Source organism: Massilia sp. NBRC 108631 (assembly GCF_059704565.1).
The window spans coordinates 98,523-111,232 of the sequence record NZ_BAAKJE010000168.1 but is presented as its reverse complement, the minus strand read 5'-3'; the positions used below and the strand labels follow the sequence as shown (position 1 = coordinate 111,232).

The window sequence follows — 12,710 nt, the reverse complement described above, 5'->3', positions numbered from 1 at the left end:
TTCGATCAGAATCTTTTTACCCAATCACACAAGGATAAAGTTATGGATCTGACGAATCTGTCTTCGGCTCAATTGCGCGATCTGCAAAAGCAACTGGAGCGCGAATTGAAGAAACGCGAAAGCGAAGACCTGGCGAAAGCCCGCGAGCAGATACTGGCCATCGCCCAATCCGTTGGCGTACCGGTGAAAGACCTGATCGGCAACGCGGTGCGCGTTAAAACCGGCGGCACGGTGGCGGCCCGCTACCGCAATCCGGCCGACTCGTCGCAGCAATGGACCGGCCGCGGCCGCCAGCCGAAATGGGTCAAGGAATGGGTCGAGTCCGGCAAGGCGCTGGACGGCCTGCGCATCTGACGCCCCGCGCGCGGAGCCGGCTGTCGTCAGCTTTGTGCCCGCGTTACAGGTTATACTTGCAAGCAATTGGCTAGCAATTGCACCAGCGCCCGCACTTGTGCGGGCTGCTTTTTTGTGCGGGCCGCCTTCTTCTCACTTTCCATCCAGTATCCTCTATGGTCTCCCTGTCTAAATCGATCTTCAAAGCTTACGATATCCGCGGCATCATCGGCACAACGCTGGACGCCGGCGTCGCCAAACAAATCGGCCACGCTTTCGGCCTGGCCGCAGCGGCCAAGGGCGAGCGCAGCGTGGTGATCGGCCGCGACGGCCGCCTGTCCGGCCCCGAGCTGGCCGCCGCGCTGGCGCAAGGCTTGCAGTCGGCCGGCGTGGACGTGATCGACCTGGGCGTGGTGGCCACGCCGATGGTGTACTTTGGCACCAATGTGCTGTCGGCCAAGTCCGGCATCATGGTCACCGGCAGCCACAACCCGCCCGACTACAACGGTTTCAAGATGGTGCTGGCGGGCGAAGCCATCCATGGCGAGGCGATCACCGGCCTGTACGATTCCATCCTGGCCAACGCCGACAAGGTGGCGGCCGAGCCGGGCGCCTACAGCACCCACGACATCCGCGCCGAATACCTGGCGCGCATCATCGGCGACGTGAAGATCGCGCGTCCGATCAAGATCGCGGTCGACTGCGGCAACGGCGTGGCCGGCGCCTTCGCGGGCGACCTGTATCGCGGCATGGGCTGCGACGTGGTGGAACTGTTCTGCGAAGTGGACGGCACCTTCCCCAACCACCACCCGGACCCGGCGCACCCTGAAAACCTGCAGGACCTGATCCGCGCGCTGCAGCAGACCGACGCCGAAATCGGCCTGGCCTTCGACGGCGACGGCGACCGCCTGGGCATCGTCACCAAGGACGGCCAGATCATCTACCCGGATCGCCAGATGATGCTGTTCGCGCAGGACGTGCTGACCCGCCATCCGGGCGAGCAGATCCTGTACGACGTAAAATGCACCCGCCACCTGGCGCCGTTCATTGAAAAGAGCGGCGGCGTGCCGCTGATGTACAAGACCGGCCACTCGCTGGTGAAGGCCAAGCTGAAGGAAACCGGTGCCCCGCTGGGCGGCGAAATGAGCGGCCACATCTTCTTCAAGGACCGCTGGTACGGTTTCGACGACGGCCTGTACTCGGGCGCGCGCATGCTGGAGATCCTGACCCGCGAAGCCGACCCGTCGGCGCTGCTGAACTCCCTGCCGCAGTCGGACAGCACCCCCGAGCTGCACCTGCACTTGAAGGAGGGCGAGAACTTCATCGTGATGGACAAGCTGCGCAGCGACGCCAAGTTCCCCGGCAACGAGCGCATCATCACCATCGACGGCCTGCGCGTGGAATACGCCGACGGCTTCGGCCTGGCGCGCTCCTCGAACACCACCCCGGTGATCGTGATGCGCTTCGAAGCTGAAACGCCGGAAGCGCTGGCGCGCATCCAGGGCGAGTTCAAACGCGTGATCCTGGCCGCCAAGCCGGACGCGGAACTGCCATTCTAACGCGCGCTTTTTAGTTCTATGAAGATTCTGCTGGTGCGCGTCTCCTCGCTGGGGGACGTGCTGCATAACATGCCCATCGTGGCCGATATCGCGCGTCACTACCCCGACGCGCAAATCGACTGGGTGGTGGAAGAGGGCTACGTCAGCCTGGTGCGCCTGAACGGGCGGGTGCGCAACATCATCCCGTTCGCGCTGCGGCGCTGGCGCAAGAGCCTGGGCAACCCGGCCACGCGCGCCGAGATCAAGGCCTTCTTCCGCACGCTGCGCGCCGAGCGGTACGACTACGTGTTCGACACCCAGGGCCTGCTCAAGACCGGCATCATCATGGGCGCCGCGCGCGTGGTGAAGGGCGGGCAGAAGGTGGGCCTGGCCAACGGCAGCGAAGGCTCCGGCTACGAAGGCATTTCGCGCTTGTTCCACACAAAAAGCATTCCGCTCGACCCGCGCACGCACGCGGTGGCGCGCGGCCGCCTGGTGGTGGGCACTGCGCTGGGCTATCTGGCCGACGCCGCCGGTACGCCGGCCGACTTCGGCCTGCCCGCCGTGTCGCCGTCCGATGCGCGTCCCGAGTGGATGCCGGCCGGGCCGTACGTGGTCTACTTCCACGGCACCGCGCGCGACGCCAAGAAATGGGCGCCCGCCAGCTGGATAGAACTGGGCGCCGCGCTGGCGCCGATGACGATTTTGCTGCCGTGGGGTTCGCCGAAGGAGAAGGCCGAAGCCGAAGCGCTGGCCGCCAGCCTGCCGCACGCGCGCGTGCTGCCCAAGCTGTCCATGGCCGACGCGGTGCTGCTGGCGCGCCATGCGGCGCTGGCCGTCGGCGTCGACACCGGCCTGACGCACATCGCGGCCGCCTTCACCACGCCGACGGTGGAAATCTACGCCGACTCGCCGCGCTGGAAAACCGAGGGCAACTGGTCGCCGAAAATCATCAACCTGGGCGACCGTGGCGCACCGCCGTCCGTGGCCGAAGTGCTGGCCGCGGCGCGCGCGCTGCTCGGCCCGCTGCTGCCGGTCCGTTGACATGCTGAGACTCTATTCCCTGATGTGGTGGCTGGCCATGCCGCTGGTGCTGGGCCGACTGTGGTGGCGCGGGCGCCAGGAAGCGGGCTACCGCCAGCACTGGAATGAACGCCTGGCCGTGTACCGGCCGCGCGCCGCCAACGACGAGCCGCACACCATCTGGCTGCACGCTGTCTCGGTGGGTGAAACGCGCGCCGCCGAGCCGCTGGTCGACGCGCTGCTCAAGGAGTATCCGCGCAGCCGCATCGTCATGACGCACATGACGCCGACCGGCCGCGCCACCGGCAAGCAGCTGTTCGGCAAGCACGGCGCGCGCCTGGCGCAAGCCTATCTGCCGTACGACACCATCACCATGGTGCGGCGCTTCATCAAGCACTTCGAACCGCGCATCTGCATCCTGATGGAGACCGAAGTGTGGCCGACCCTGATCGCCGAATGCGGCAAGGCCGGCGTGCCGGTGGTACTGGCCAATGCCCGCCTGTCCGAGCGCTCGCTGCGCAAGGCGCGCCGGCTCGGCAAGCTGATCGCGGACGCCGCGCGCGGCATCACGCTGGTGGCGGCGCAGACCGAGGCGGATGCCGAACGCGTGCGCTCGCTGGGTGTGCGGGAAGTGGCCGTCACCGGCAGCATCAAATTCGACGTGGTGGTTCCTGCCGCCGCGCTGTCGACCGGCGCCATGCTGCGCGCGCAGGTCGGCGGCCGGCCGGTCCTGCTGTGCGCCAGCACGCGCGAAGGCGAAGAAGAACTGATCCTGGACGCGTTCCGCGCTGCGCTGGCCGCCGCCGCGCAGCCCACGGCTGCGGCGCCCGGCGGGGCGATGCCAGCCGCAATGGCCTCCGCAATGCCGGCCGCCATGCCGCCGGCTACATTGCTACTGCTGGTCCCGCGCCACCCGCAGCGTTTCGACGCCGTCGAACAGATGGCGGCAACGCGCGGCCTGTCTGTTCAGCGCCGCAGCGCGCTCGCGCAGCCCGGCGCGGCCGTGGCCGCTGCAACGCAAGTCCTGCTGGGCGACTCGATGGGCGAAATGTTCGCCTACTTCGCCGCCTGCGACGTGGCCTTCATCGGCGGCAGCCTGCAGCCGCTGGGCGGCCAGAACCTGATCGAAGCGGCCGCGCTGGGCAAGCCGGTGCTGATCGGCGAGCACACGTTCAACTTCGCGCTGGTCACCGAGCAAGCCGTGCAAGCCGGCGGCGCCGCCCGCATCGCCAGCGCTGACGACCTGATGCTGCAAGCTGCCGGCCTGCTGCGCGACGACAGCGCCCGCGCCGCCATGGGCCGCAGCGCGCAAGCCTTCGCCAACCAGCACCGCGGCGCCACCGCACGCACGCTGGCGCTGCTGCCGGCCTTGCTGCCGCCACTGGATTAGCCGGTGCTGGCGCGAACCCTGGCTCCTGACATTTGTCATGCGCAAATGGTGGCATATGGTGCTGGCGCGGCGATGTAAAAAAATACATACTCGTGTCATCCCAACCTGGAGGACCAGTATGAAATTCCGCCCATTGCAATCTTTGGTGTTCGCCTGCGGCCTGGCCGCAGCGCTGCCGGCCTTCGCCGACGTATGGCTGATCCAGAACGTCCGCGTGTTCGACGGCCAGCGCATGCACGCCGGCCGTTCGGTGCTGGTGGAAGGCGCCAGCATCGCCGATGGCGATTTTCGCGGCAAGGCGCCGGCCGGCGCCAGGATCATCGATGGCAAAGGCCGGACCCTGCTTCCAGGGCTGATCGATTCGCACGTGCACGCCTATCGCCACCACGAATTGCCGCTGCTGTTCGGCGTCACCACGCAGATCGACATGTTCACCGGCGTCTCGGTGATGCAGGACATCACGCGCCGCATGCAAAGCGGCGCCAACGGCGACCAGGCCGACCTGTACTCGGCCGGCACGCTGGCCACCGCGCCGGGCGGCCACGGCACCGAATACGGCATGGCCATTCCCACGCTCAGCAAGCCGGAAGAGGCGCAAGCTTTCGTGGACGCCCGCATCGCCGAAGGTTCCCACTTCATCAAGATCGTCATGGAAGCCGGCCGCCCCGGCCGCGCGTTCCAGTCCCTGGACGCCGCCACGGTGAAGGCCCTGATCGACGCGGCGCACAAGCGCGGCAAGCTGGCCGTGGTCCACATCAGCACCCTGGCCGATGCGCGCACCGCGCTGGAGGCGGGCGCCGACGGCCTGGTGCACCTGTTCGTGGGCGAGCAGATCACGCCGCAGGAGCTGGAGGGCTTCACAAAACTGGCGCATGCGAAGAAGGCCTTCATCATTCCCACCTTCAGCGTCATGGAAAGTATCGCCGGCCTGACGTCGGCCGACATCATCGGCGACCCCGCCATGCAGGCCTTGCTGGACAAGCAGCAGAAGTCCGAGCTGGCCAAAGGTTACGGCAAGCAGGCCAGGCCGCAACTGATGGCGGCGCCCAAGGCGGTGGTGGCGGCGCTGCGCAAGGCAGGCGTGCCGCTGCTGGCCGGCACCGACGCGGGCAACGCCGGCACGCAATATGGCGCCAGCATCCATCACGAAATGCTGGCGCTGACGCAGGCCGGTCTGACGCCGGCTGAAGCGCTGGCCGCCGCCACATCGGTTCCTGCGCAGGCATTCGGACTGCCGGCGCGCGGCCGCATCGCCAAGGGATACAAGGCTGACCTGCTGCTGGTGCAGGGCGACCCCGGCGCCGATATCGCGGCCACCCGCCGCATCGTGGAAGTGTGGAAGGATGGCGCATTGGTCACCGGCCTGCGCGACGCGCAGCGCGCCAAGGTGGCGCAGGAGCTGATCGGCGTGCCGGTGCAGGCCTTGCCGGCCGATGGCCGCATCAGCCTGTTCAGCAAGGAAAAGCTGGCCAGCCCCTTCGGCGCCGGCTGGATGGCTGCCAACGACACTTTCCTCGGCGGTAAATCGACCGTCAGCCTGACTGCCCTGGACGCGCAACACAGCCAGGGCGGTGCGCTGCAGATCGACGCCAGCGTGGCTCCGGGCTTCGCCTATCCGTTCGCCGGCCTGGCCTTCATGCCGGGCGTACAGCCCATGCAGCCGGCCAACCTGAGCGGCGCCAAGGTGCTCAGGTTCCGCGTGCGCGGCGACGGCCAGCGCTACGGCGTGTCCATCATGTCCCGCAGCGGCAACATCCCTGTCAGCCAGCCCTTCACGGCGGAGGCGGAGTGGCGCGAAGTGAGCCTGCCCCTGGACGCGTTCAAGGGCGTGGACACGGCAGCCATCACCATGATCTCCTTCAACGCCGGCCCCAAGCCCGGTGCCTACCAGTTCCAGATTGCCGACGTGCGGCTGCTGGCCGAATAAGGGTATTGCATGCAGCTGCTCAGGCGCTGGATAGACGGGCCATGGGTGCCGCCGCAGGTGGGGCGCGCGCCTTATCTGTGGATCGCTTCGCTGGCCTTCTTCGGCTGGAAGTACCTCTACGTGGACGCTTACGCGCTGGAGTACGTGCTGCTGGCGCTCACCTTGATTGCCTTTGTGCCGATTTACTTCGGCAGCTTCTGGTACAGCGGGCGCGAGGCGGCGCCCTTCATCGCCGTCGCCTTCGCGCTAGGCGCGGCCTGGGCGCCGTTCAATTTCGGCGCCAGCACCTTCTTCATCTTTGCCGCCGCCATGTGCTCGCGCCTGGGGCCGCCGCGCGTGGCCTATTGCTGCCTGGCCGCCATCCTGATGTCGGCAGCCGGCCTGGCGCTGGCCATGCAACTGCCGCTCAGCTTCCTGATCCCCACGCTGGCCACCGGCACGCCGGTCGGCATCGCCTGCATCATGGACGCCCAGGTGCGGCGTTCGCGCAAGGACCTGCTGCTGAAACAGGAAGAGGTCGAACACCTGGCCCGCATCGCCGAGCGCGAACGCATCTCGCGCGACATGCACGACCTGCTGGGCCACTCGCTGTCGCTGATCACGCTCAAGGCCGAGCTGGCGGGCCGCCTGCTGGAGCGCGACCCGGCCGCCTGCCGCCAGGAGATCAAGGACATCGAAGCCAGTGCCCGCCACGCGCTGGCCGAAGTGCGCAGTGCCGTCAGCGGCTACCGCGAAACCGGCTTCGCCCATGAGCTGGAGCGGGCCCGCGCCGCGCTGGCCGCCGCCGGCGTGACGCTGCACGCGGACGCCGCCATGTCGTCCATGCCGGCCATGCCCGCCACGGCGGAGAACGTGCTGGCGCTGGCCCTGCGCGAAGCGGTCACCAACATCCTGCGCCATGCCGGCGCCACGCACTGCGAAGTCAGCCTGGTTTGCCAGGACGGCCTGATCGTGTTCCGCATCCGCGACAACGGCAAGGCCCTGGCGGAGGCCGGCGCGGTTGCGGTGGTGCAGGGCAACGGCCTGCGCGGCATGCAGGAGCGCGTGGCGCAGCTGGGCGGTTGGCTGGGCATGCAATTTGAACAGGGCATGTCGCTCGAGCTGCGGCTGCCGATGGAGCGCACCGCGCCGGGAGGAAGGTCTTGATACGTGTACTGATCGCAGAAGACCAGGCGCTGCTGCTGGGCGCATTGGCCGCGCTGCTGCGCCTGGAGCAAGACATGGAAGTGGTGGGCCAGGCCCGCAACGGCCAGGACGCGCTGGCGCTGTGCGGCGCGCTGAAGCCGGACGTGGTGCTGACCGATATCGAAATGCCCGTGATGACGGGGCTGGAGCTGGCCGCCGCGCTGCGCGAGCAGGGCAGCGCGGTCAAGGTCGTCATCGTCACTACTTTTGCGCGGTCCGGCTACCTGCGGCGGGCCATGGCCGCCGGCGTGCGCGGCTACCTGCTGAAGGACGCGCCGGCCGACACGCTGGCTGCCGCCATCCGCAGCGTGCACGCGGGCGGACGCGCCATTGCTCCCGAGCTGGCGCTGGAAAGCTGGAGCGGCGGCGAAGACCCGCTGAGTGAGCGTGAGCGGCAAGTGCTGCGGCTGGCCGGCGAAGGCCGCAGCGGCGCCGACATCGCGCGCCAGCTGCACCTGTCCGAAGGCACGGTGCGCAACTACCTGTCCGAGGCCATCAGCAAGCTCAACGCCGGCAACCGCGTCGAAGCCTTCCGCCTCGCCCGCGACGCCGGCTGGCTTTGATCCAGGTCGAGGTGCTATCCACGCCGGCTGCTGGACTGGGCGAAGCGGAGGAGGGTTGGAGGCTCAGCCTTGGCTCCGCGCTGGCGCGGCGAGGCGCTGCGGGATCGGGGCAAGTTCATGGAAGCCGCCGGTAAACTCAGCTGAACAGCACCGGCAGCTCCTGCGCGCGCTTGCGCAGCAGGGCTTTGGCGTCGTCGTAGGCGGGGTAGATGCGGCCGACGGCGGACCAGAATTTCGCGCTGTGGTTCATCTCCAGGATGTGCGCCAGCTCGTGCGCCACCACGTAGTCGATCAGCGGCAGCGAGAAGTGGATCAGGCGCCAGTTCAGGCGGATCACGCGCTGCACCGTGCACGAACCCCAGCGCGTGCCGGCCGACGATAGCGCGAAGGCGCTGTATTCCACGCCCAGGCGCGCCGCGTACAGGTCCAGGCGCTGCTCGAACAGCACCTTGGCCTGCTGCTGCATCCACGCGCGCACGCGCTCCTTGAGCAGCGTTTCGGTGGCGCCCTGCACCAGCCCCATATGCAGTTCGCGCGTGTCGGCGTTGTAGTCGGTGCGGTTGCGCGTTGCGGTGTACAGGCGCAGTTTCAGCTCGCCGCCCAGGTAGGGCAGCACGGCGCCGTCTTCCCACGCCACCGGCGGCTTTTGCAGCCGCGCCGCGCGCCGTTCGCGCCGCTCGTCCAGCTTGGAGATGATCCAGTGCTGCTTGGCGCGGATGGCGTTGTCGATCTCGGCCAAGCTGACGCGCTTGGGCGCGGTCACGCGCAGGCCTTCGTCGTCGATCATGAAGCCGATCGAACGGCGGGTGGAGCGGCGCAGCGTGTATTCGAGGATGAACTGGCCCACCAGCAGCTGGCGGCGCGGCAGCGCGTCCACTTCCGGCGCGGGCGGCTCCGGCGTGCGCACCGGGACAGGCGGCGGGCGCAGCAGGTTGGCGCTGGGCGGTGCGTGGGTTGCGGACGCGTCGCCGGCCGCGGCGCGGGACGGTGCTGCGTCAGACTGGGAAGCGGGGCCGGGCGGGCCCGGTATTGCGGAAGCAGGAGATACGGAAGCAGGGGATACAGGGCGGGGAGCCTGCCAGGTGGAAGGTGCGGGAACGGGGACGGGCGAGGACGGCTGGTGCATCACTGCCGCATTGGCGGCGGGACCGGCGGGACGCGATGCCACGCCCGGCGCACTCTCGCCGAACAAATCGAGCTGCCCCTCGTCGGCCTTGCTGGCTGCCGGCCTGGCAGCGGTGGCCAGGTCCTCTAGCCAGCGCTGTAGGCGTGGGGCGAAATGACGCGCATTTCTGATTCTATCCACTGTTCCACCTGCTCCATCAACTCGTCCGGACTGCGTCCTTCCGAGGAAATCGGCTTGCCGACGGAAACCGTCACCTTGCCGGGCTTTTTGATAAACGAATTCTTGGGCCAGCATTCGCCCGAGTTCAGCGCGATCGGCACCACCATGGCGCCGGTCTCGATGGCCAGGCGCGTGCCGCCGCTCTTGTACTTGCCGGACTGGCCGACCGGGATGCGGGTCCCTTCCGGGAACATGATAATCCACAGGCCCGCTTTCAGGCGGCGCTTGCCGTGCGCGACCACCTGCTTGAAGGCGTTCTTGCCCTGCTTGCGGTCGATCGGGATCATGCGCAGCGCGGCGATGCCCCAGCCGAAGAAGGGGATGTACAGGATCTCTTTCTTGAACACGAACACCAGCGGGCGCGGCAGGCTGCACAGCAGGAAGATGGTTTCCCACGCCGACTGGTGCTTCGACAGCACCACGGCCGGCGCGTCCGGGAAGTTCTCCCAGCCCTTGATTTCGTACTCGATGCCGCAAATGACCTTGGCGCACCAGATGATGAACACATTCCAGCGCGAGACGACGTAGTAGCGCTGGGCGTACGGCAGCGGCGTTGCCAGCATGCAGACGACGCACCAGATAATGGTGGCGATCGCCATGACGACGGCGAATATCAAGGAACGCAGAAACAGTACAGGCTTACCCAATGCGATACTCCAGAATCATAATCAGTTGGCTGCGGCGGCTGCAGCGGCTGCGGAAGCAGCAGCGGCGGGGACGGGCGCTTTCAGCAAGTGGTCCACCATGGCCGCCAGGTTGGCGAAGACCATTGTACCGGGTGGCAGGCCACCCGTGGCATTGGTTTTTTCACCTTTCCCGGTCAGCACCAGGTAGGGCGTGCAGCCGCTGATGAACCCGGCCTGCAGGTCGCGCAGCGAATCGCCCACCGTGGGCACGCCCTTGAGGTTGACGTTGTAGCGCTTGGAGATCTCGGCGAACATGCCCGGCTTGGGCTTGCGGCAGTCGCAGTTGTCGGCCGCCGCATGCGGGCAGAAGAAGATAGCCTCGATCTCGGCGCCCACCTGCTGCGCCAGCGAGTGCATCTTCTGGTGGATGGCGTTGAGCACCGTCATATCGAAATACTCGCGCGCGATGCCGGACTGGTTGGACGCCACCACCACGCGGTAGCCGGCCTGGTTCAGGCGGGCAATGGCCTCGAGCGATCCCGGCACCGGGATCCACTCGGCGGGCGACTTGATGAAGTCCGGCGAATCATGGTTGATCACGCCGTCCCGATCAAGGATGATCAGCTTCATCGCGACGCCCATCTCAGGCCGCCAGTTTCGAGATGTCGGCCACGCGGTTCATCATGCCGTGCAGGGATGACAGCAGCGCCAGGCGGTTGTTGCGCAGGGCGACATCCTCGGCCATCACCATCACGTCGTTGAAGAAGGCGTCCACGTCGTCGCGCAGCTGGGCCAGCGTTTTCAGCGTGCCGGCGAAGTCGCCCTTGGCGAAGGCCGCGTCCACTTCCGGCTGCACGCGCACGATGGCGGCGTGCAGGTTCTTCTCGGCGGTGTCCTGCAGCAGGGCAGGCCGAATTTCAGCTTTCCCTTCGCCTGCGCCGCCGGCTTGGGCCAAAGCGGACTCGTTCTTCTTCAGGATGTTGGTGATGCGCTTGTTGGCGCCGGCCAGCGAGGCCGATTCCGGCAGCGCGGCGAAGGCCTGCACCGCTTCCAGGCGCTGCACGATGTCGTCCAGGCGGTCAGGATTCTGGGCCACCACCGCTTCGATCTCGTTGGGCGTGAAGCCGCGCTCGCGCAGGATGCCGCGCAGGCGGTCCAGCATGAAGGCTGCCACGTCGGCGGTCGGATCCTTGAAGCCGGCCACGGCGGCGAACTGCCTGGCGGCGTCGGCCAGCAGGCCGGAGATCGACAGCGGCAGGCGCTTCTCGATCAGCATGCGCAGCACGCCCAAGGCGTGGCGGCGCAGCGCGAACGGGTCCTTGTCGCCGGTCGGCGCCAGGCCGATGGCCCAGATGCCGACCAGGGTTTCCAGCTTGTCGGCCAGTGCCACGGCAGTACCGGTAGCGGTGGCTGGCAGGGCGTCGCCGGCGAAGCGTGGCTGGTAGTGTTCGGAGGCGGCCAGCGCCACGTCTTCGTGCTCGCCGTCGTGGCGCGCGTAGTAGGTGCCCATGATGCCTTGCAGCTCAGGGAACTCGCCCACCATGTCGGTCAGCAGGTCGGCCTTGGACAGGCGCGCTGCGCGTTCGGTCAGCGCCACGTCTGCACCCAGCTTGCCTGCAATGGCGCCGGCCAGTGCGGTCACGCGCTCGCTGCGCTCGGCTTGCGTGCCCAGCTTATTGTGGTAGACCACGTTCTTCAGCAGCGGCAGGCGCGATTCCAGGGTCTTCTTCTTGTCCTGCTCGAAGAAGAACTTGGCGTCGGACAGGCGCGGACGCACCACGCGCTCGTTGCCGCCGATGATGGCGTCCGGCGTATCGGTGGCGATGTTGGAGACGATCAGGAAGCGCGAACGCAGCTTGCCGGCCGCGTCGGTCAGCGCGAAGTATTTCTGGTTGGTCTGCATGGTCAGGATCAGGCATTCCTGCGGCACGGCCAGGAACTCTTCCTCGAAGCGGCACTCGTACACCACCGGCCATTCCACCAGCGCGGTCACTTCGTCCAGCAGCGATTCAGGCATCAGCACCTGGTCGGCGCCGGCTTTTTCCAGCAGCGCGGCGCGGATCTTTTCCTTGCGCGCGTCCACGCCCGGGATTACCTTGCCCTGTTCGGCCAGCGTGGCGGCATAGGCGTCGGCGTTGGCCACGGTCACGCTGCGCGCGCCGGGGGCGGTCAGGAAGCGGTGGCCTTCGGTCAGGTTGGACGCGGTCAGGCCCAGCAGGGTCAGCGGCAGCACGTCGGCGCCATGCAGCGCGATCAGGCTGTGCGCGGGACGCACGAACTGCACGGTGGTGCCGTCCGGGCGCTGGTAGCTCATCACTTTTGGAATCGGCAGCTTGGCCACGGATTCTTCCAGCGCGGCCTGCGCGCCCGCCAGCAGCTGCGAGCCGGGCGCGGTGTAGGTGTAGAAGAAGCTTTCGGCCTTGCCGTCCTGCGCGCGTTCCAGGTCTGCCACGGCCAGGTCGGGGAAGCCCAGCGCGGCCAGCTTCTTGGCCAGCGGCGCGCTTGGGTTGCCGTCCTTGTCCAGCGCCACCGTCACCGGCAGCACTTTTTCGCGGATCGACTTGTCCGGCGAGGTGGCGCGCACCTTGGTGATGGACACGGCCAGGCGGCGCGGCGTGGCATGAATGGTGGCGGCGCTGTCTTCTTCCAGGAAGTCGCGCGATTTCAGGCCGTTGACGATGCCGGAGGCGAAAGCGGCGCCCAGTTTGGCCAGCGCTTTCGGCGGCAGTTCTTCGGTCAGCAGTTCAATTAACAGGGTCTGGTTCATGTTCTTCTAATCT

At 67.5% G+C, this 12,710-nt stretch carries 11 protein-coding genes; 7 read left to right on the top strand and 4 right to left on the bottom strand.

Annotated features, from left to right (window positions below):
• Positions 1 to 42 precede the first annotated feature (42 nt).
• The 7 genes from AC6H42_RS17765 to AC6H42_RS17735 all read left to right on the top strand — a co-directional run bounded on the left by AC6H42_RS17765 (position 43) and on the right by AC6H42_RS17735 (position 7,959).
• Positions 43 to 354: an H-NS histone family protein gene (locus tag AC6H42_RS17765; protein ID WP_057153186.1), complete on the top strand. Its 312-nt coding sequence runs from the start codon at positions 43 to 45 to the stop codon at positions 352 to 354.
• Positions 355 to 509: 155 nt separating this feature from the next.
• Positions 510 to 1,892, top strand: coding sequence for a phosphomannomutase/phosphoglucomutase (locus AC6H42_RS17760; protein ID WP_057153187.1), 1,383 nt, complete (start codon positions 510 to 512; stop codon positions 1,890 to 1,892).
• 18 nt (positions 1,893 to 1,910) lie between these two features.
• On the top strand, positions 1,911 to 2,915 hold the full coding sequence (gene waaC / locus AC6H42_RS17755; RefSeq protein WP_057153188.1) for a lipopolysaccharide heptosyltransferase I: 1,005 nt from the start codon (positions 1,911 to 1,913) through the stop codon (positions 2,913 to 2,915).
• 1 nt (position 2,916) lies between these two features.
• Positions 2,917 to 4,284, top strand: coding sequence for a lipid IV(A) 3-deoxy-D-manno-octulosonic acid transferase (gene waaA / locus AC6H42_RS17750; RefSeq protein WP_497548607.1), 1,368 nt, complete (start codon positions 2,917 to 2,919; stop codon positions 4,282 to 4,284).
• Between the two features lie 118 nt (positions 4,285 to 4,402).
• Positions 4,403 to 6,211 (top strand): CIA30 family protein, encoded by a 1,809-nt coding sequence (locus AC6H42_RS17745; protein ID WP_497548606.1) that lies wholly within the window; start codon positions 4,403 to 4,405, stop codon positions 6,209 to 6,211.
• Between the two features lie 9 nt (positions 6,212 to 6,220).
• Positions 6,221 to 7,357: a sensor histidine kinase gene (locus AC6H42_RS17740; RefSeq protein WP_497548605.1), complete on the top strand. Its 1,137-nt coding sequence runs from the start codon at positions 6,221 to 6,223 to the stop codon at positions 7,355 to 7,357.
• Positions 7,354 to 7,959, top strand: a complete 606-nt coding sequence (locus AC6H42_RS17735) for a response regulator (protein WP_497548604.1) — start codon at positions 7,354 to 7,356, stop codon at positions 7,957 to 7,959. Before AC6H42_RS17740 ends, AC6H42_RS17735 begins: the two co-directional genes overlap by 4 nt.
• Positions 7,960 to 8,095: 136 nt before the next feature.
• Here AC6H42_RS17735 and AC6H42_RS17730 read toward each other — a convergent pair whose 3' ends face one another.
• The 4 genes from AC6H42_RS17730 to glyS all read right to left on the bottom strand — a co-directional run bounded on the left by AC6H42_RS17730 (position 8,096) and on the right by glyS (position 12,697).
• Complete coding sequence (locus tag AC6H42_RS17730; RefSeq protein WP_229418035.1) at positions 8,096 to 9,265, bottom strand: M48 family metallopeptidase; 1,170 nt, start codon at positions 9,263 to 9,265, stop codon at positions 8,096 to 8,098.
• Positions 9,211 to 9,903 carry a lysophospholipid acyltransferase family protein gene (locus AC6H42_RS17725; RefSeq protein WP_056394927.1) on the bottom strand — a complete coding sequence of 231 codons (693 nt, stop codon included), beginning with the start codon at positions 9,901 to 9,903 and terminating at the stop codon, positions 9,211 to 9,213. Before AC6H42_RS17725 ends, AC6H42_RS17730 begins: the two co-directional genes overlap by 55 nt.
• Positions 9,904 to 9,972: 69 nt before the next feature.
• Positions 9,973 to 10,560 carry a D-glycero-beta-D-manno-heptose 1,7-bisphosphate 7-phosphatase gene (gmhB, locus tag AC6H42_RS17720; RefSeq protein ID WP_057153673.1) on the bottom strand — a complete coding sequence of 196 codons (588 nt, stop codon included), beginning with the start codon at positions 10,558 to 10,560 and terminating at the stop codon, positions 9,973 to 9,975.
• A gap of 13 nt (positions 10,561 to 10,573) precedes the next feature.
• Positions 10,574 to 12,697, bottom strand: a complete 2,124-nt coding sequence (gene glyS / locus AC6H42_RS17715; protein ID WP_497548603.1) for a glycine--tRNA ligase subunit beta — start codon at positions 12,695 to 12,697, stop codon at positions 10,574 to 10,576.
• Positions 12,698 to 12,710 lie beyond the last annotated feature (13 nt).